The sequence below is a fragment of the Leisingera sp. genome (assembly GCF_982940295.1).
Window position 1 is genome coordinate 174,232 of sequence record NZ_CEYXRG010000004.1, and the last position, 19,123, is coordinate 193,354.

The following is a 19,123-nucleotide window of genomic DNA, read 5'->3' on the forward strand; positions in this document are numbered from 1 at the left end:
TTCAAGCTGCCGCATAGGCCCCAGGACGCTTCTGCCGCGTAGCACGTCAATAACTGCAGCCACGATCGGAGACAAAAATGGACGGAAATACCCCCCAAGGACAATGCCCGGTGTTTCATGGCGCTGCCGCATCCGGCGGCACCACCAACAAACATTGGTGGCCGAACTTGCTGAACCTGAAAGTTCTGCACCAGCATTCGCCTGCGTCGAACCCGATGGGCGCTGATTTCAACTATGCCGAAGAATTCAAGAAGCTGGACCTGAAGGCGGTGAAGCAGGACCTGCATGCCCTGATGACCGACAGCCAGGACTGGTGGCCTGCGGACTATGGCCATTACGGGCCGCTGTTCATCCGCATGGCCTGGCACAGTGCGGGCACCTACCGCACGGCGGACGGGCGCGGCGGCGGCGGCACCGGCAGCCAGCGGTTTGCACCGCTGAACAGCTGGCCGGACAACGGCAACCTCGACAAGGCGCGCCGCCTGCTGTGGCCGATCAAGCAGAAATACGGCAACCGGATCTCCTGGGGGGATCTGATGATCCTGGCCGGCAACTGCGCCATTGAATCGATGGGCGGCCCGGTGTTCGGCTTTGGCGGCGGCCGCGCGGACGTGTGGGAGCCGGAGGAAGACGTCTATTGGGGGTCTGAAACCGAATGGCTGGCCACCAGCGACCAGCCCAACAGCCGTTATTCCGGCGAGCGCGACCTGGCCAATCCGCTGGCGGCGGTGCAGATGGGGCTGATCTACGTGAACCCCGAAGGCCCTGACGGCAACCCGGATCCGGTCGCCTCTGGCAAGGACGTGCGCGAGACGTTCTCCCGCATGGGGATGAATGACGAGGAAACGGTGGCACTGGTTGCGGGCGGCCATACCTTCGGCAAGGCGCATGGCGCAGGCGATCCGGAGCTTGTCAGCACCGAGCCGGAAGGCGCGGAGATTGAGCATATGGGGCTTGGCTGGCTGAACTCGCACGGCACGGGCAACGCGGCTGACACCACCACCTCGGGCATTGAGGGCGCCTGGAAACCCAACCCGACCAACTGGGACATGGGCTATTTCGACGTGCTGTTCGGCTATGAGTGGAAACTGGTCAAAAGCCCGGCCGGTGCCAACCAATGGCAGGCGCAGGACGTGAAGCCTGAGCATATGGTCGTGGATGCCCATGACCCCAGCAAGAAACACGCGCCGATGATGACCACCGCAGATATGTCGATGCGGATGGACCCGGAGTATGAGAAGATCTCGCGCGATTTCCACGCCAACCCGGAGAAATTCGCCGACGCCTTTGCGCGCGCCTGGTTCAAGCTGTGCCACCGCGACATGGGGCCCAAGGCGCGCTATCTGGGCGATGAGGTTCCGGCGGAGGATCTGATCTGGCAGGACCCGGTGCCGGCGGTGGATCACCCGCTGGTGGACGATGGCGACGTGGCGGACCTCAAGGCCAAAGTGCTGGCCTCCGGGCTTTCGGTGCCGGAGCTGGTCTCCACCGCCTGGGCATCTGCCTCGACCTTCCGCGGTTCCGACATGCGCGGCGGCGCCAATGGCGCGCGCATCCGGCTGGAACCGCAGAAGAACTGGGAGGTGAACGAGCCCCAGAAGCTGGCCAAGGTGCTGAAGGTTCTGGAGGGCATCCAGAACGATTTCAACGGCAGTGCATCCGGCGGCAAGAAAGTCTCGATGGCCGATCTGATCGTGCTGGCAGGCGGTGCCGGCGTTGAGAAGGCCGCCAAGGCTGCGGGGCATTCTGTCGAGGTTCCGTTCACCCCGGGGCGCACCGATGCCAGTCAGGAGCAGACCGACGTCGAAGGCTTTGCTGTTCTGGAGCCGGAGGCCGATGGCTTCCGCAATTACCAGAAAGCGGACTACAGCATTCCGGCCGAGAAGATGCTGGTGGACCGGGCGCAGCTGCTGACCCTCAGCGCGCCGGAGATGACAGCGCTGATAGGCGGACTGCGGGTGCTGGGCGCCAACCACGGCGGCGCTGCGCACGGGGTGTTCACGGATCGAATTGGGACGCTCAGCACCGATTTCTTCACAAACATCCTGGACATGGGCGTGCAGTGGAAGCCGGGTGACGACGGCACCTATGAGGGCCGCGACCGTGCCAGCGGCGAGGTGAAATGGACTGCCACCCGAGCCGATCTGGTATTCGGCTCCAACTCACAGCTGCGGGCGCTGGCTGAGGTTTATGCGCAGGATGACTCCGCCGGAATGTTCGTGCAGGACTTTGTTGATGCTTGGACCAAGGTGATGAACGCCGATCGGTTTGATCTGGCGGCGTAATAGGCACCCAGCATAGTAAAGCGGCGCTCCGGGAAACCGGGGCGCCAGTTTTGTTGGTGAATTGAGCGAGATGCGGAGGGCAGCGCCTGACCCCGGGTGGGTGCGCAAGCGCCCTCCCGTGGGGAGGGTCGGGCGGAACGGCAGTTACTCAGGCACGGCTGCGCCCTGCCCGAGCTCAATCACACGGGTATCAGCGGTGTAATCCGACTCGATAATCAGGATCGCCAGCAGCCCGATCATCGCCAGCGGCGGTAGCAGTATCGCGTAGATCAGCGCCAGACGCTCCCAGGCCATATGCATGAAAACGGCAATGATCAGCCCCGCCTTCAGTGTCATGAAGATCAGGATCAGGCTCCAGCGCAGAAGCCCTTGCAGCTGCGCATAATCCACCCAGTAAGACGCGGCGCTGAGGATGAACAGCAAGACCCAGACCACAAAATAAAGCTTGATCGGATGCTGCTGCCCCTCTTCATGCGCCATCTGCCCGGTATCCATTGCTTGCGGTGTGTCTGTCATGGCGGCCCCCTACCACAGATAGAAGAATGCAAAGATGAAGACCCAGACCAGGTCGACGAAGTGCCAGTAGAGACCCATGATCTCGACCGCCTCGTAATCGCCGTTGCCCTGTGACATCCAGCTGCGCTGGTCGCGGTCGAATTCACCGCGCCAGACCTTGAGGGCGACGATGATCAGGAAGATCACCCCGATGGTCACATGGGTTCCGTGGAAGCCGGTGATCATAAAGAAGCTGGCGCCGAATTGCTCCGCCCCCCAAGGGTTGCCCCAGGGGCGCACGCCTTCGGAGATCAGCTTGGACCACTCAAACGCCTGCATGCCCACAAACGCCGCGCCCAGCGCGGCGGTGGCCAGCATCAGTGCGGCGGTCGCCTTGCGCGCCTTACGGTAGGCGCAGTTCACCGCCATCGCCATTGTGCCAGAGGAGGAGATCAGCACGAAAGTCATGATCGCAATCAGGATCAGCGGCAGATCCTGGCCGCCGATATGCAGGGCAAAGACCTCGCTGGCGTTGGGCCACTCCACGGTGGTGGAATTGCGGGCGTTCAGATAGGCGACCAGGAAGCAGGCAAAGATAAACGTGTCACTGAGCAGCAGGATCCACATCATCGCCTTGCCCCAGGAGACCTTCTTGAACACCCGCTGGTCCGAGCCCCAGTCGGCAGCAAACCCGCTGTGACCCTGTTGCAGCAGTGTCTGGTCCTGGCCTTGAAGCGGATGTTCCATCAGTCTCCCTCCTTCAGCTTACGGCCGCGCGGCACAGCGCCAGAAAGGCGTTGCCCCAGCCCTGCAGCAGCGCAAACAGCATCAGCCAGAAGGCCAGCAGCACGTGCCAGTACAGCGCGCAGAGCCGGACGCCCGGCAGCAGCGCCTTGACGTCCCCGCCCCCGGCGTGGCGCAGGCAGATTGCCGCAAGCGCAATGATGCCGCCCAGCACGTGCAGCCCGTGCAGGCCGGTAATCAGGTAGAAAAAGCTCGCCGCCGGGGGGCCGTCCAGCGGGTAGCCGTCCGCGGTCAGCGCGATCCACACCTGCGCCTGCCCCGCCAGGAAGGCGAGCGTGGCGATGCTGGCACCGATCAGGCTGGCGCGCAGCCAGCGCGTGGTGCCCGCCCGCGCGGAGATCACCACAAACTGCAGGAAGAAACTGGCCAGCAGCAGCAGCGCCGTATTGAGCCAGACCCGGCCAGGCAGCGGCACCAGCTCCCACGGGGTTTCTTCGATCTGCATGACAAAGGCACTGCCCAGCATGGCAAACAGCCCGCCGGCCACCGCCAGGAAAACGGCAATGAAGATGAACCCCGGCGCCTTCCCCGGGCCATGCCCTGCCAGTGGGGCAATCCCCGTTTCCAGCCAGGGTTTGGAGGCCAGGCCCTGCTGCGACAGCCACAGGCCCGCGGCCAGGGCGACCAGCGCCAGGAAGGCAAGGATGACCGTCACAGCCGTCTCCCCTCGCCGTCAGGCACCCAGGGATCGTTCTGGGCGACATAATCCTTGGGCGCGCCGGGCACGCTGTAGTCATAGGCCCAGCGGTAGACATTGGGCAGCTCATCCCCCCAGTTGCCATGCCGCGGCGGTGTTTCCGGCGTCTGCCATTCCAGCGAGGTGGCGCGCCAGGGGTTGCCGCCTGCTGCAAGCCCGTGGCGCAGGCTCCAGAAGATGTTGAACAGGAACAGCACCTGTACCGCGCCGACAATCAGCGCGGCGGAGGAGATGAAGGCGTTGAGGCCATCGACCGGCGCGGTCAGGAATTCCGGCTCGCCGATCTCGAAATAGCGCCGCGGCACACCGACCAGGCCTACGTAGTGCATCGGGAAAAACACCGCATAGGCGCCGATGAAGGTGACCCAGAAATGGATCTGGCCCATCGCCTCGTTCAGCATCCGCCCGGTCATTTTGGGATACCAGTGATAGATTGCGCCAAAGATCACCATGATCGGCGCCACCCCCATCACCATGTGGAAATGCGCGACCACAAACATCGTGTCGCTGAGCGGCACATCGACCACCACATTGCCCAGGAACAGCCCCGTCAGGCCGCCGTTCACGAAGGTCACGATAAAGCCGAGAGCAAACAGCATCGGCAGGGTCAGGTGGATGTCGCCCTTCCACAGGGTCAAGATCCAGTTGTAGACCTTGATCGCGGTCGGGATGGCGATGATCAGCGTGGTGGTGGCGAAGAAGAAGCCGAACCACGGGTGCATACCCGAGACATACATGTGATGCGCCCAGACGATGAAGCTGAGCGCGCCGATGATCACGATGGCCCAGACCATCATCCGGTAGCCGAACACGTTCTTGCGCGCATGCACCGCGATCAGGTCGGAGACGATGCCAAAGGCGGGCAGCGCCACGATATAAACCTCGGGGTGGCCGAAGAACCAGAACAGGTGCTGGAAGGCAATCGGGCTGCCGCCGCCGTAGCTGAGCTTCTCCCCCAGTTCCACCAGCGTGGGCATGAAGAACGACGTGCCCAGCAGCCGGTCGAACAGCATCATCACGCAGGCCACGAACAAGGCCGGGAACGCCAGCAGCGCCATCACCGTGGCGGTGAAGATGCCCCAGACCGTCAGCGGCAGCCGCATCATCGTCATGCCGCGGGTGCGGGCCTGCAGCACGGTGACGGCATAGTTCAGCCCGCCCATGGTGAAGCCGATGATGAACAGGATCAGCGAGACCAGCATCAGGATGATGCCGCTCTGCGCGCCGCCGGGTGTGCCCGACAGCACCGCTTGCGGCGGGTAAAGCGTCCAGCCCGCGCCGGTCGGGCCGCCGGGGACGAAAAAGCTGGCAACCAGCACCAGCACGGCCAGCAGGTAGACCCAGTAGCTGAGCATGTTGACGAAAGGAAACACCATATCCCGCGCGCCGACCATCAGCGGGATCAGGTAATTGCCGAAGCCGCCGAGGAATATCGCGGTCAGCAGGTAGATCACCATGATCATCCCATGCATGGTGACGAACTGGTAATAGGCCTCGGGCGTGATGAAGTCGAATGTGCCTGGAAAGCCCAGTTGCAGCCGCATCAGCCAGGACATCACCAGGGCCACCAGCCCGATGGCCACGGCGGTGCCGGAATACTGAATGGCGATGTATTTGGCGTCCTGCGAGAAGACGTACTTGCCGATCCAGCTGTGCGCATGCGGCGGCATCACATCTGCAACTTCGCGCGGCGGCAGATTGCTGTCCGGGTCTGGCAAGATGTCGGTCATAACAGGACTCCATCGCAGTTGCGTTCCGCCCGGCCGCCCCGTCACACCGGAGGTTTGCCTCCGGCAATACGGAGGGGGCACTTCGTTTCCGCCCGCGGCCGGGCACTGCCCTTACCGTTCTGCCAGTCTGGTCGCGGGTTCAGTTGCCGCGCGGGCGTAGTCTTCAAAGGTCAGCTGCTCCTGCAGCCATTCCTGGTATTCCTCCGCCTCCACCACGGTCACATAGCCGCGCATGAAGGAATGGGCGGTGCCGCAGTATTCGGCGCAGAGCACCTCGAAATTGCCGGTGCGGGTGGGGGTGAACCAGATGTAGGTGACCATGCCCGGCACCATGTCCATCTTGGCGCGGAATTCGGGCACGTAGAAATTGTGCAAGACGTCGATCGAACGCAGCAGCAGCTTCACCGGCTGGTCCACCGGCAGATAGACCTCGCCGCCCTCGACAATGACGTCATCCTTGCCGAACCGGTCATGCGGGTTGACTCCCAGGGGGTTCTCGCCGCTCACCCATTCTGCATCCGCAGTGCCCAGCACCCCGTCGGCGCCCGGCAGCCGGTAGGCCCAGTTCCACTGCTGGCCGAACACCTCCAGCTCGCTGGCCTCTTCCGGCACGGTGACGAATTGCTTCCACACGAACAGCCCCGGAACCAGCATCGCTGCCACACCCACGGCGGTCACCGCGGTCAGCCACCATTCCAAGCGCTTGTTTTCCGGGTCGAATTCCGCCTTGTGCCCTGGCCGGTGCCGGAATTTCCAGACGCAATAGGCCGTGAACAGGATCACCGCGGCAAACACGGCGCCGGTGATCCAGAAGGTTATGACCAGCGTGTTGTCGATATAGTCCCAATTCGACGCGATCGGCGTCCACCACCACGGACTGTACAGATGGAACGCGACTGACCCCGCAACGATCAGCACAAGCACGACCGCAATCAGCATCCCGCCCCCTTTCCCTGCTGCCCGGGCACTCCCTAGGCCCGGCAGGCAGGTTCATTCGGCATGAGATGCCAGTATACGGCGATTTCACAAATTAATCCAGAAAGCGGAGATTCCGCTCCGTGGAGCCCCCGAAAGTTGCCGATTTCACGTAATTCGCCAGATGCAGCAGAAGCCGCTGGCATAGGGGTGCGCCACCGCTCCCGCCGGGCCACCAGAGACGGAAAAGGGGCCGAAGGGATTTCTCCCCCCGGCCCCTGCACCGCCCGGCTGGACGGCTGAAGTGTTTTATTCGGCAGGCGCGCGTTCTGCCGCCTTCTCGCGCTGACCGTCACGGAACAGCGCCTTGGCCAGCGAGATGCACATCAGGCCCATGACCATGGTGAAGGGCAGCGCGCCGATGATCATCGCGCTTTTCAGCGCTTCCATCGGGTCTGCGCCGCCGTTGGTTTTGCCCGCGAACAGCAGGGTGCCGATGACAGCGGTCAGGATCAGGCCCCAGACGATCTTGTGCTTGTTGCCGATGTTCTGGTCGCCGCCGGACATGATGGTGTTCATCACCAGGATGCCGGAGTCGGCCGATGTGACCAGGAAGGTCATGATCAGCACCACGCACATGATGGTGATGCCGGACAGCAGCCCGCCATCGATCATGCTCTGCAGGGTCACGAACAGCTTGGCGGTGTTGGATGCACCGATGATCGCGCCTTCTGCCGCACCGTTCAGTTCCAGGTCGATGGCAGTGCCGCCCAGGATGGTCATCCAGGCAAAGCAGACCAGCGCCGGAGCGAACACACAGCCGATGATGAACTCACGCACCGAGCGGCCACGGGAAATGCGCGCCAGGAACAGGCCGACGAAGGGCGAGAACGCGATCCACCAGGCCCAGTAGAAAGTGGTCCAGCCTGCCTGCCAGCCGAACTGGCGCTGCGGTTCACCGGCTGCATAGGCTGCCGACAGAACGTCGTCGGACAGGGCAGCCGCTTCGCCTTCGAGACCGGACTTGAAGCCATCGAACGAACCCCAGGCGTTGGTGGCACCGCCGCGCAGCGCATCAGCGTAAGGTGCTGCCTCTGCCGGCAGCGCTGCCGAGAACTCAGCTGCGCTTTGCGGACCAAAGGCGCCGAAGCTCAGCGAAGTGAAGTGCAGGATGTAGTCCACGAAGGCCGACGCGTAGGTGCTCATGGCAAACACGAAGGAGCCGAAGACAACAAAGGTCAGCAGCAGGATGATCGACAGAACCAGGTTCAGGTTCGACAGATACTTCACGCCGCGGCCCACGCCGGACACTGCGGAGATGATCGACAGGCCCATGATCGCAAACAGGCCGGACAGCAGGCCAACGGTGCCCGGTGCAGGCGCGTCGCCGCTCATGTCCATCATCCACTCCATGCCGGTGATGGCATAGACGCCGTCCACGAACTGCGACACGCCAAAGCCGATGGTGACCGACACGCCCAGGATGGTGGCGACAACGCCCAGCACGTCAACGACGTGGCCCAGGAAACCGTTCATAAGCTTGCCGAACAGCGGCGTCAGTGCGGTGCGGATGGTCAGCGGCATGCCGCGGGTGTAGGCGTAATAGGCCAGCGACAGGCCGGTCACCACATAGATCGCCCAAGCATGAAAGCCGTAGTGCAGGAACGTGTAGCGGAAGCCGGACTGAATGGCTTCTTCGGTGTTGGGCGCAACGTCCTGCGCCAGCACCACAGGGTTGGAGCCCCACAGGCCCAGCGGCTCAGCGGTGGCGAAAACCATCAGCCCGACGCCCAGACCGGCGCCGAACATCATCGAGAACCAGGAGAAGTCCGAGAACTCCTTCTGTTCGCCCGGGGCCCCCATGATCCGCTTACCGGTTTGCGGCAATGCGGCGACCACAAACAGGAAAAAGGCGAAGAAGCCGACGATTACGATGTAAAAGGCGTTGAAATCCTCCAGGATGCGCCAGTTCAGGCTGCCCAGCACGCCGGTGGCGTTTGCCGGCCACACCAGGGCCCAGAGCACCAGCGCGACCATGATCCCCTTGCTGAGCAAGGCGATCTCGACGCTGTGGCCCTCGTAGAAGCCGCCGTTGGAGGTCTTAATCTCCAAATCGGTAAAAGGTTGCTTAATTGACATGCGTTTCCTCCCGTTTCGCACGTGCCGCACCGGGGTGCGGGGTATCCGGCGGGTTGCGGTCCCGCCGGGGGGTGGCGTCAGCCCAAGAGAGCTTTGATCCTGTCCAGCGTTGCCACGCTGACCGCGACGCCTTGGTCACGGGCCTTGATCCGCTTGCCGCGGCGCCCGTCGCCCGGCACATGTGCGCCAGGCTGCCCTCGCACCGCTTCCACGATTCCGACCATTCCGGCACGAAATGTGTCATTTGAGGTCGCAGCGGGGTCGATTGCGATAAACATTTGGCCGGTTTTCGGCGGACCGCCTGCGGTGCCGGAGAAGGGCGAGGCGTTGATGCCCAGGGTCGCCCCGGTCAGTGCGGCGGCCATGATCTCGGTCAGCAGGGCCACGCTGACGCCCTTGTAGCCGCCCGACGGCGCCATTGAGCCCTTGAGGCCCGCGTCCGGGTCGGTGGTCGGGTTGCCGTCTGCATCCAGCGCCCAGCCCAGCGGGATCTCCCTGCCCTCGCGGGCGTGCTTCATCACCTCGCTTTTGGCGATGGTGCTGGCGCTCTGGTCGATCAGCAGTTCAGGCTCACCGTCTTCGCCCGGCACCGCGACCGAGAACGGGTTGGTGCCGACAACCGGCTTGGCTCCGCCCGAGGGCGCAATCGAGGCCGGCGCATTGGTAAAGCCCAAGCCCACCAGCCCCGCGCGCGCCAGCCGGGCGGTGTGGTAGCCCAGAACGCCGCAGTTGTAGCTGTTGCGGATTGCCAGAACCGCAATGCCCTGCTCGCGGGCCGCGGGGATCAGCGCCTCAAAGCCTGCGTCGATGGCCGGATGCGCAAAGCCGGTGGCCGCGTCGACGGAAATGACGCCAGGGCGCGGGCGGGCCAGCACCGGCGTGGCATTGCCGTCCACCTTGCCGCATTGCACATGCTCGGCATAGATCGGGATATAGGCAAGGCCATGGCTGGCCACGCCGTCCGCCTCGGTTGCCGCAGTGGCGACGGCCAAAGGCCGCGCATTCGCCTCTGACGTGCCAGCCGCCACAAGAGCGCGGAAGGACAGGTCCTCGATCTCGGCAAGGGTCAGGGTTTGGGTTTCGGTCATCTCGGTACCTTCTCAGTCGTTGTCCGACAGCCCGGCGCCGGCGCCCAGCAGACGCGACTCCTCGGTGGCCGGAGCGTAGGTTTTATGGGCAAAGCGGTTGAGCACGGCCCAGGCCGCCTCTTCCGGTTCGGCCCGCGTGTGGCTTGGGTTTGCGTTTGCAAGGCTGCCCGCGGCGCGGATGGTCAGCGCACCGGAGGTTTCCGGCAGCGTGCCCTCAATGTGCAGTCCGCTGCCGTCGGTGACGGCCTGAAAGCCCTCGCCTTCGACGGTAACGCAAGCGCCAAGCTGACGGGCGGCCATCGCGGCAAAGGGCAGGATCATCGCAGGCCGGGTAACAGGCCCCATCTTCCGCGGTGTGTCCTGCAGCCGTGCGGCGCAGTCCGACAGGGCCGCGCCGGTCGCCAGCGGGCATAGCGGTGCGGCGGCCAGCCAGTCCCCCTCCAGGTCTTGGGGCACGTGAGCGTTCCGTTCGGATGCGTAGCCGGCCTCCAGCAGACCGGCCAGAACTGCCGCGCCGTCCAGCCCTTGCGCGCACAGCCAGCGGGTGGCCTTGGCGGCCTCCTCGGCCAGGCCCCAGTCATAGCCGGCGCCGCGAGCTGCGCGTTTGGCGGTGGCTTCCACTTCGTTCAGCGCATAGCTCATTGGTTTGCCTCCGGATAAACCCACAAGTCGGCGTTGGCGGTGGTCAGGTCTTCGGGATAGGGCGCGCCCGCATACATGCAGATCCGAACCCAGCGGTCGGAGCGCGGGTCGAAATGCGTGGCTCCGAAGAACGACAGCTTGGCCCGCAGCATGTCGACCGGCAGAACACGGTCGCTGATGGTGTTGCTGCGGATCTCGCCATAGGGTGCCACCCGGCTCATCTGTGCCCGGCGCACCGTGTGACGGTGTTCCGGGTGGCGCAGCAGGAAGGCCGCAACTGGCTCCTGCCCGTCCCACTCAGCCAGCGCCGCATAGGCCAAGGCAGCATCGCGGGCGGGCGCAAGCGGCTGCTCGTAATTGGCGATGGGCTCGTCGAACCGCTCGCCCATGCGCGGTTCCAGCTTCTCCTCCGAGACGTACCAGGCCCGGGCGCAGTTTTCGCGCGCGCTCCAGTCCAGCTCCAGCGCCCAGCCAAAGCTGTCCCCGATCAGCTCCCGCACTTGTGCAACCGGCATCGCGCCGTCGATCACAAAGGCTTCCTTGTTACTGTCAGCCATGCAGTCGGACAGCCCGTCCACCAGCTCGGCATAAGGCTCCAGGATCAGCGAGGCCGCCAGTTCCTGCCCTTCCAGCCCCAGCGCGGTCTCGCTCCAGCGGATAAGCCGGTCCCAGGGATAGTCGTTGAGCAGATCATCCGCCGCCACCCAGGCGGCCAGCGCCTCCAGATCTTTGTGCAGGCTCGCCAGCTTTTCGATCTGCACCGGGTGTTCCGAGTGCCAGCGGGCTGCCGAAAGTTCGCTTCGCCGCAGCATCCGGCGGAAACAGGCAGCCTCCTCTGCGGTGGCGGTCTCCACCGAGCGCACCCGGGCAATCGCCTCCTCCCGCGCCATGATCCAGTTGTTGAACAGCACCGGGTGATTGACGATGTAGGGCGCCATGCCAAGGCCGGTGGAGTTGCCGATCCCCAGCCGAAGCGCGGTTTCGGGCGCCAGCCGCACGGCGTTTTCTCCGCCCTGGGCGCGGGCCATATGCTCCACCAAATCGCGGACAAAGACGCGGGTCAGGTAGACCGACAGCATCTCTGCCTGGAACGGCGCGCTGAGTTCGGGGCGGTCTGCAATCGCCTCCCGGTCGGCAGCCCCCAGCTTGCCGGAGCCGTAAACGGCAGTCGTGCGCATCAGGTAACCAACGGCGTCCACCTGTTCCGGGTCCGGCTGCTGGCCCTGCGACAGCGCGTCGACGAAATGCGCCCACAGGCGCACAGAACGGTTGGCGCGGGAGACCGACAGGGACTTCTCGTTGACCCGGCCGGCCTCCTGATAGGGCACGTTTTTCGACAGCCGCTCGATGTCGGCATCCGTTGGAACCCCGTCGAACAGGGTGAAGGTCGCATCCCAAGCGGTGGCAATCACCCGGTCCGACCGCATCTCCGGCGGCAGGTCGTGGGCAAATGCCACCAGGGAATAAGACCGCGCGGGGCCGGTGGCGGTATAGACCGCAACACCGACACCCTTGGCATCGATATCGAATTTGGGCCGGGAGAAGCTCCAGTTCTCCTCGGCCATGCGCCGAGTGAGCACCCGCATGAAGCTGAGGCGGCACTGGTGCAGAGAGCCGAGCCGGCTGAGGCGCATCACCTGCGCCGGGTCCCGTCGTGATATCGTTGTCTGCGCGGTTGTTTCCATGACCTATCCCTTTGGGCCAAAGTTTTCGGCAAAGAACCGGTACCAGTTCCCGCCCATGATGCCGCTGACCTCGTCATCGTTCATGCCCGTCGCGCGAAGGCCCTCTTCGATGTTTCCAAAGTCGCGGTTGTCCTTGAACCAGCTGGGCATTTCCGGGAAACCCGGAGCGGCGGCTGATCCTTCGCCGTAGTCGATTTCCTTGCTCCAGCGGCCGACCCGCATCCATTCCACGACGCTGTCGGGCTGGTCCTGGCAAAGGTCGGTGCCGATGCCGAGGTGCTGCACCCCGTATTTGTCGGCAGTGCGTGCGATCATCTCGCAGAAGCTCTGCAGGGTGCAGTCGGACTTGTCCTTCAGATGGTGCGGATAGACCGAGAAACCCAGCATGCCGCCGTGGCCGGTGACTGCGCGCAGCACATCGTCCTTCTTGTTGCGCAGGGCCGGCGACCACTCATGCGGGTTGGCATGGGTGATGGCGATCGGGCGGGTGGAGATCTCCGCCGCCTCGATGGTGGAGCGGTCGGCAGAGTGGCTCATGTCCACAACCAGGCCGACCCGGTTCATCTCCTTGATCACCTGGCGCCCCATGCGGGTGATGCCGGGATCTTCGGCCTCGTAGCAGCCGGTCGCCAGCAGCGACTGGTTGTTGTAGGTGAGCTGCATGAAACGCGCACCCAGGGTGTGCAGGATTTCGACCAGGCCGATATCGTCTTCCATCGGCGAGGGGTTCTGAAAGCCGAAGAACACCGCGGTGCGCCCCGTTTCGCGGGCCTTGTCGATGTCCGAGGCCCACTGCCCCTTCATGATCAGGTCCGGGTACTGCTCGAACCAGCGGTTCCACTTCTCGAAGTTCAGAACCGTTTCGCGGAAGTTCTCGTGATAGGCAATGGTGACATGGATCGCGTCCACGTTGCCCTCGCGCAGCTGGCGGAAAATCTTTTCCGACCAGTTGGCATATTGCAGGCAGTCGATACGGTATCCGGTCATTAGTTTTCTCCTCCGGATCGCTTGCGATCCGGTTCGCGCCCGACCCCGCCCCCCAGGGCGGGCGCGAAATGGTGGCACCGTTGGGGCAGAAAGTGACGTTTGTTCGCAAAGGCGGCACCATCGCAGATCTCAGCGCGCCCACCCTCGGGGCCGGGCGCGAACCTGCCGTGCCGTCCCTGCATCAGACCGGCTTGCCGGCGCTGATGTAGGCGGTCTTGACGGTGGTGTAGAATTCCGCCGCCGCCTTGCCCTGCTCGCGCGGGCCATAGGAGCTGTCGCCGCGGCCGCCGAAGGGCACGTGGTAGTCGGTGCCTGCGGTCGGCAGGTTGACGGTGACAACACCGGTGCGCGCGTTGCGGCGGAAGTGGGTGGCGCGGGCCAGCGACTGGGTGACGATGCCCGAGGTCAGGCCGAAGTTGGTGTCGTTCACCACAGACAGCGCTTCGTCATAGCTGCCGACCTTGATCACGCTGGTCAGCGGCGCGAACATTTCCTCGCGGTTGATGCGCATATCATTGGTGGTGTTCAGGAACACGCCGGGGGACATGTAGAAGCCCTCGTGCGGCATCTCCAGACGCTGGCCGCCGCAGGCCAGTTCCGCGCCTTCGGAGGTGCCCAGATCGACATAGGCCAGGTTCTCATTCAGCTGCTGTTCGCTGACCACCGGGCCCATCTGCACGCCCGCTTCCAGCGCGTGGCCCACTTTCATCGCCTGTGCGCCCGCCACCAGTTTCTCAACAAAGGCGTCGTGCACGGCAGCGTGGACCACGAGCCGGGAGGAAGCGGTGCACTTCTGGCCAGTGCCGCCAAACGCGCCGCCCAGCGCCAGGGTGACGGCGAGGTCCAGATCAGCGTCGTCCATGACGGCCAGCGCGTTCTTGGAGCCCATCTCCATCTGCACCTTGGTCAGGTTCTGGATGGCGGCGGCGGCGATGCCCTTGCCCACCGGCACCGAGCCGGTGAAGGAAATGGCGTTCACCTTGGGGCTTTCGACCAGGCGCTGGCCGATCGAGCGGCCGGAACCCATGACCAGCGAGAACAGGCCCTTGGGGATGTCCTGGCGCGCGATGATCTCAGTAAGGGCAACGGCCGAGGCGGGGGTGATGTTGGCGGGTTTCCAAACCACGGCATTGCCGTAGCAAAGCGCCGGCGCGATCTTCCAGGAAGCGGTTGCGGTCGGGAAGTTCCAGGGCGAGATGATGGCGACAACGCCCACCGCCTCGCGGCGCACGTCGACCTCGATGTCCGGGCGCACGGAGTCGGCGTTCTCACCGATCTGGCGCAGGCATTCGGCTGCGTAATAAGTGAAGAACTGGCCGGCGCGGTAAACTTCGCCCTTACCCTCAGCCAGCGGCTTGCCCTCTTCACGGCTGAGCAGTGTGCCCAGCTCCTCGGCGCGGGCCATCAGCTCATTGCCGATGTTCATCAGCACCGCCTGCTTGCGCTCCAGCCCGTAAGCCGCCCACTCGGCCTGCGCCTTCTGCGCCTGATCCAGGGTCGCTTCCAGCTGATCGGCGCTGGCCTGGGCGAACATGCCTACCAGATCGCTCAGATCCGAAGGGTTGCGGTTTTCGATTTCGCTTTCGCCCGCCAGCCATTCGCCGGCAATCAGGTTCAGTTTGGTCACGGAGAAGCCCCAGATGCTGAATTTCAGGTTTGCGGCAGGATGGACTTCTCCGCCAGCATCAGTCAAACTCAATAAACTGAACATAACTTCATGATTTCTGAAGCCATGGCCCTGAAGATAGAAATGCTGCGTGCCTTCTGCACAGTGGCGCAGACCGGAAACCTGTCAGAAGCGGCAACCCGGATGGGCCGCACCCAGTCTGCCATTTCAATGACGCTCAAGCAGATGGAAGATCATCTGGGCAAGAAGCTGTTCGAAGGGGAGCGCAAGAACCAGCTGTCACCGCTGGGGGAGCAAGTCTTTGAGCTGGCCCAGAAACAGGTGCGCCGGTTCGATCAGACGGTACAGGCCATTGAGATGGCGGCTGAGGCCATTCACGGGCTGATCCGCATCGTCTCGGTGCCCTCCGTGGCGGCGCTGGTCTTTCCGTCAGTGCTGGAGCATATGACCGCCCGCCACCCGGGCTTGAAAATCGAGCTGCGCGATACCGACACCCAGCAGGTTCTGGACGCATTGGCCGAAGGCAAGGCGGACATCGGCATCGCGTCCGGCTATCATCCGCTGAACGGGGTCAAGGCGGTGCCTCTGTTCGAGGACCGTTTCGGCCTCGTCTGTTCCACCAGCCACCCGCTGATTCTGCAGGACGCCCGTCCCGCCATCGCTGATATCGCCGGCCCTGGCTTTGTGCGTAATGCCCTGTGCGAACTGATCCGCAACGAACGCTTTGCCGAGGCCATCAGCACGGCCGATGTGACGATTCACAACACCCACTCGCTGATCACCATGGTCCGGACGGGCAAATGGGTGACGGTGCTGCCGCAAACAGTTGCGCGTTTCATGCCGGAAACAACCGCCTTCCGTCCCATCGCTGATTTGCCTGACAAACGGGAGGTCTACCTCTATCAGCGCGAACGCTCCCGCTTCGCGGGGCTGACTGCGGAATGCAGCGCCTTTATCCAGTCTTGTGACCTGTCCGCGGATCTGCCGGGGTAACGGAAACGGCGCGACGCCGGCGCTGCGGCTTTCCGTCAGGAAGACCGGCAACGGCGGGAGCGTTTCGCCGCCCGCCTCAGGCCAGGTGAAAGGACAGGTGCGGCGCACTGCCCTCCGCATCCCGGACCTGCCGGGCCGTGATCCCGAAAACGTCAGATACCGTTTCCGGTGTCAGCGCCTGCTGCGGTGTTCCCGATGCCACCAAGCGCCCGCCCGACAGCACCGCAACCCGGTCGCAGGTCAGCGCCTGGTTCAGATCATGCAGCGCCACCACGGCGGTCACCTGCAGATTGCGGATGCAGTGCAGGATCGACAGCTGGTGGTGGATGTCCAGATGGTTGGTCGGCTCATCCAGCAGCAGCAGCCCCGGCTGCTGGGCCAGCGCCCGCGCGATATGCAGCCGCTGCCGCTCTCCGCCGGAGAGCGTCGCCCATTCCCGCTTGGCGAACCCCTCCATTTCCACCGTCTTCAACGCCTTGTCCACTTGCCGGGTGTCTTCCCCGCTCCAGGGCCGCAGCGCCGACAGCCAGGGGGTGCGGCCCAGCTCTACCACTGAACGCGCCGTGATACGTTCGGCGGTGTCGGCCTGCTGCTCGACTATGGCGATCCGCTGGGCAATTTCCCGGCGCGACAGCCGCGCCAGCGGCTGCTCCGCCAGCAGCACTTCGCCTTGCGAGGGCCGGGCCAGTCCCGCCAGCAACCGCATCAGCGTTGATTTGCCGGAGCCGTTCGGACCGACCAGCGCCAGCGTCTCACCCGGCTGCACCGCCAGAGACACGTCCGACAGCAGCGCCTTGCCGCGCACGGAGAAGGATAGGCTGCGGGCTTCGATCCTCATCGCGCCGTCCTCTGCCCGCGCACCAGGATGATGGCAAAGGCCGGCGCTCCGATCAGCGCGGTGACCACGCCGATGGGCAGCACCTGGCCGGGGATGATGACACGGGACACGATGTCGGCGCCGATCAGGAACACCGCCCCCGTCAGCGCCGCGGCCGGCATCAGCCGGCGGTGGCCGGGGCCAACCAGGAACCGCGCCGCATGGGGGATCACCAGGCCGACAAAGCCGATGGAGCCGACAATCGACACCATCACCGCGGTCATCAGCGCGGTGGCAAAGATCAGCACCACCTGCACCCGCCGCACCGGGATGCCCAGCGCCGCGGCGGAATCGGTGCCAAAGGTGAAGGCATCCAGTGCCCGCGCGTGAAACCGGCAAATCATCCAGCCGGCCAGCGCCAGCGGCACCGCCAGCCACACATCCGGCCAGCGCACGCCGCTGAGGTTGCCCATCAGCCAGAACATGATGCCGCGCGCCTGATCCGCATTGGCAGATTTGGCGATAATGAAGGCAGTCAGCGCGTTAAAGAGCTGCGAGCCGGCAATGCCCGCCAGCACGATCTGCGCCGCCGCCGCACGGCTGCTGCCCGCCCCGGCGGCGCGCGCCAGAATGGCGACAAAGCCAAAGGCCAGAAGCGCCCCGTTGAAAGCACCAAAGGACAGCGACAGCGCACCGCCGCCCAACCCTGCAATCGTGACCGCCACCGCCCCGGTCGAGGCGCCGGCGGAAATGCCAAGGATGTACGGATCTGCCAGCGCATTGCGCAGCAGCGCCTGCAGCACCACACCGGTCACCGCCAGCGCCGCGCCGCAGGCCCCGGCCACCAGTGCCCGCGGCAGCCGGTAGCTCCAGATGATGCCCTGATCCACCGGGTCCACCGGCAGCCCCGCCCCGGCCAGCTTGTTGACCAGAACGGACAGGACAAGGTCAGGCGCAATCGAGGTCTCACCGATCATTGCGCCTGCCAGAACCGCCGCAGCCAGCACCGGCAGCGCCAGGCAAGCGCCCCGGACGCCGTGCCATGCAAGTGCGGCGGCTGCGCTCATCCGCCGTTGCCGATCGCGCTGAGCTCAGCGGCCAGGTCTTCCAGCGCCGGGATGGCGCGGATGGTGGCATCCATCGCCTGGGCGTCCATCACCACGATACGGTTGTTCTTGACCGCGTCCATCTGGCTGGCGACCGGGTCGGTGCGCAGGAATTCCAGTTTTTTCTCATAATCGTCGGCAGCAAAGCGGCGGCGGTCCATGCGGGCGATCACGATCACCGTCGGATTGGCCTTGGCGATGGTTTCCCAGCCGACGGTCGGCCATTCCTCGTCGGTCTCGATGACATTGCGCAGGCCCAGCTGCTGCATCATGTAGCCCGGCGCGCCTTTCTGGCCGGCCACAAACGGATCGCTCTCCAGCTCAGGCGAGGAGAACCAGAACACGGCGGAGGCATCCTCCAGCGCAACCTCTTGCGCCTTGGCAACGGCCGCAGCCTCACGCGTCTTGTAGTCGGCGACCAGCTCAGCGCCCTTTTCGGCCTCGCCGAAGATCGCTGCCAGCTCCTCGATCCCCTGATACAGGCTTTCGGTGGTGAACATCTGCGTGCGGGTGCCGTCGCCGCCGGTGGTGTTGTCCTTGCCTGCGCAATCGGCGGGCATCACATAGGTCGGGATGCCCAGGTCATGGAACTGCTCGCGCTTGGCGACCACGCCCTCGGGGCCGACGTGCCACTCGTACTGCGCTGCAACCAGGCCCGGGCGTTTGGCCACCACACTTTCAAAGCTTGGGTCGTTGTCGGCCAGCCGTTCGACCTTGGCGTTCACGTCCGCGTATTCCGGCAGAACATCGTTGAACCAGACCGAAGTGCCCAGCACCTTATCCCCCAGCCCAAGCGCATAGAGCACTTCCGTGGCCGCCTGGCCAACCGTGACGGAAGACGCCGCAGGTGCTTCGAAGGTGACGGTCTGGCCGCAGTTCTCGATGGTCAGTGGAAAGCTCTCGCTGGCGGCCGCGGCCTGGGCCGCGACGGTGAAGGAAAGGCCGATCAGGCCGGAACGCAGAAACATGATTTTCGATCTCCATGTGTCAATGACCGGAGAACGGGTGAAAGGGCATTGACCGGCAGTGCGGAGGGCCTGAGCCCTTCCTCTGCGCCGCCTGAAAGCAGCAGCGCGGTCTGCCGGCAACCTCCCCGGACAACCCCGTCCGGTG

General features: G+C 64.5%; 15 protein-coding genes and 1 pseudogene. 2 read left to right on the plus strand and 14 right to left on the minus strand.

The window, feature by feature from the left end:
* The first annotated feature begins 77 nt into the window (after positions 1-77).
* On the plus strand, positions 78-2,285 hold the full coding sequence (gene katG, locus AC4HIX_RS05645) for a catalase/peroxidase HPI (protein WP_490398226.1): 2,208 nt from the start codon (positions 78-80) through the stop codon (positions 2,283-2,285).
* Between the two features lie 144 nt (positions 2,286-2,429).
* On the opposite strand, the gene AC4HIX_RS05650 is transcribed toward katG, so the two are convergent.
* The 11 genes from AC4HIX_RS05650 to AC4HIX_RS05700 form a co-directional block, all read right to left on the minus strand.
* A complete protein-coding gene (locus AC4HIX_RS05650; RefSeq protein ID WP_490398227.1) occupies positions 2,430-2,801 on the minus strand; it encodes a cytochrome C oxidase subunit IV family protein in 372 nt (123 codons plus the stop codon).
* A gap of 9 nt (positions 2,802-2,810) precedes the next feature.
* Positions 2,811-3,527, minus strand: a complete 717-nt coding sequence (locus AC4HIX_RS05655) for a heme-copper oxidase subunit III family protein (protein ID WP_475050531.1) — start codon at positions 3,525-3,527, stop codon at positions 2,811-2,813.
* 13 nt (positions 3,528-3,540) lie between these two features.
* Positions 3,541-4,239, minus strand: a complete 699-nt coding sequence (locus AC4HIX_RS05660) for a cytochrome c oxidase subunit 3 (protein ID WP_490398228.1) — start codon at positions 4,237-4,239, stop codon at positions 3,541-3,543.
* The gene (locus tag AC4HIX_RS05665) at positions 4,236-6,011 is read right to left on the minus strand and encodes a cbb3-type cytochrome c oxidase subunit I (RefSeq protein ID WP_490398229.1); all 1,776 of its coding nucleotides are present in this window, start codon (positions 6,009-6,011) and stop codon (positions 4,236-4,238) included. The genes AC4HIX_RS05660 and AC4HIX_RS05665 overlap by 4 nt, the downstream gene beginning before the upstream one ends.
* A 111-nt stretch (positions 6,012-6,122) precedes the next feature.
* Positions 6,123-6,950, minus strand: coding sequence for a cytochrome c oxidase subunit II (gene coxB, locus AC4HIX_RS05670; RefSeq protein WP_490398230.1), 828 nt, complete (start codon positions 6,948-6,950; stop codon positions 6,123-6,125).
* 285 nt (positions 6,951-7,235) lie between these two features.
* On the minus strand, positions 7,236-9,065 hold the full coding sequence (locus tag AC4HIX_RS05675) for a BCCT family transporter (protein ID WP_490398231.1): 1,830 nt from the start codon (positions 9,063-9,065) through the stop codon (positions 7,236-7,238).
* Between the two features lie 77 nt (positions 9,066-9,142).
* Complete coding sequence (locus AC4HIX_RS05680) at positions 9,143-10,153, minus strand: Ldh family oxidoreductase (RefSeq protein ID WP_490398232.1); 1,011 nt, start codon at positions 10,151-10,153, stop codon at positions 9,143-9,145.
* Between the two features lie 12 nt (positions 10,154-10,165).
* Positions 10,166-10,795: a DUF3726 domain-containing protein gene (locus AC4HIX_RS05685; RefSeq protein WP_490398233.1), complete on the minus strand. Its 630-nt coding sequence runs from the start codon at positions 10,793-10,795 to the stop codon at positions 10,166-10,168.
* Positions 10,792-12,480 carry a hypothetical protein gene (locus AC4HIX_RS05690; protein ID WP_490398234.1) on the minus strand — a complete coding sequence of 563 codons (1,689 nt, stop codon included), beginning with the start codon at positions 12,478-12,480 and terminating at the stop codon, positions 10,792-10,794. Before AC4HIX_RS05690 ends, AC4HIX_RS05685 begins: the two co-directional genes overlap by 4 nt.
* A 3-nt stretch (positions 12,481-12,483) precedes the next feature.
* A complete protein-coding gene (locus tag AC4HIX_RS05695) occupies positions 12,484-13,467 on the minus strand; it encodes a membrane dipeptidase (RefSeq protein WP_490398235.1) in 984 nt (327 codons plus the stop codon).
* A gap of 181 nt (positions 13,468-13,648) precedes the next feature.
* Entirely contained in the window at positions 13,649-15,094 is a 1,446-nt protein-coding gene (locus AC4HIX_RS05700; protein ID WP_490398236.1) for an aldehyde dehydrogenase family protein, read from the minus strand.
* Between the two features lie 105 nt (positions 15,095-15,199).
* Between AC4HIX_RS05700 and AC4HIX_RS05705 the strand changes: the two genes are divergently transcribed.
* The gene (locus AC4HIX_RS05705) at positions 15,200-16,087 is read left to right on the plus strand and encodes a LysR family transcriptional regulator (protein ID WP_490398237.1); all 888 of its coding nucleotides are present in this window, start codon (positions 15,200-15,202) and stop codon (positions 16,085-16,087) included.
* 327 nt (positions 16,088-16,414) lie between these two features.
* Here the strand turns inward: AC4HIX_RS05705 and AC4HIX_RS05710 are convergent.
* The 3 genes and pseudogenes from AC4HIX_RS05710 to AC4HIX_RS05720 all read right to left on the minus strand — a co-directional run.
* Positions 16,415-16,925: pseudogene (locus AC4HIX_RS05710) on the minus strand (ABC transporter ATP-binding protein); the annotation flags it as partial.
* A complete protein-coding gene (locus AC4HIX_RS05715) occupies positions 16,922-17,971 on the minus strand; it encodes a FecCD family ABC transporter permease (protein ID WP_490398238.1) in 1,050 nt (349 codons plus the stop codon). The gene AC4HIX_RS05715 and the pseudogene AC4HIX_RS05710, both read right to left, overlap by 4 nt.
* Positions 17,968-18,978 (minus strand): ABC transporter substrate-binding protein, encoded by a 1,011-nt coding sequence (locus AC4HIX_RS05720; RefSeq protein ID WP_490398239.1) that lies wholly within the window; start codon positions 18,976-18,978, stop codon positions 17,968-17,970. Before AC4HIX_RS05720 ends, AC4HIX_RS05715 begins: the two co-directional genes overlap by 4 nt.
* Between the last annotated feature and the right edge of the window lie 145 nt (positions 18,979-19,123).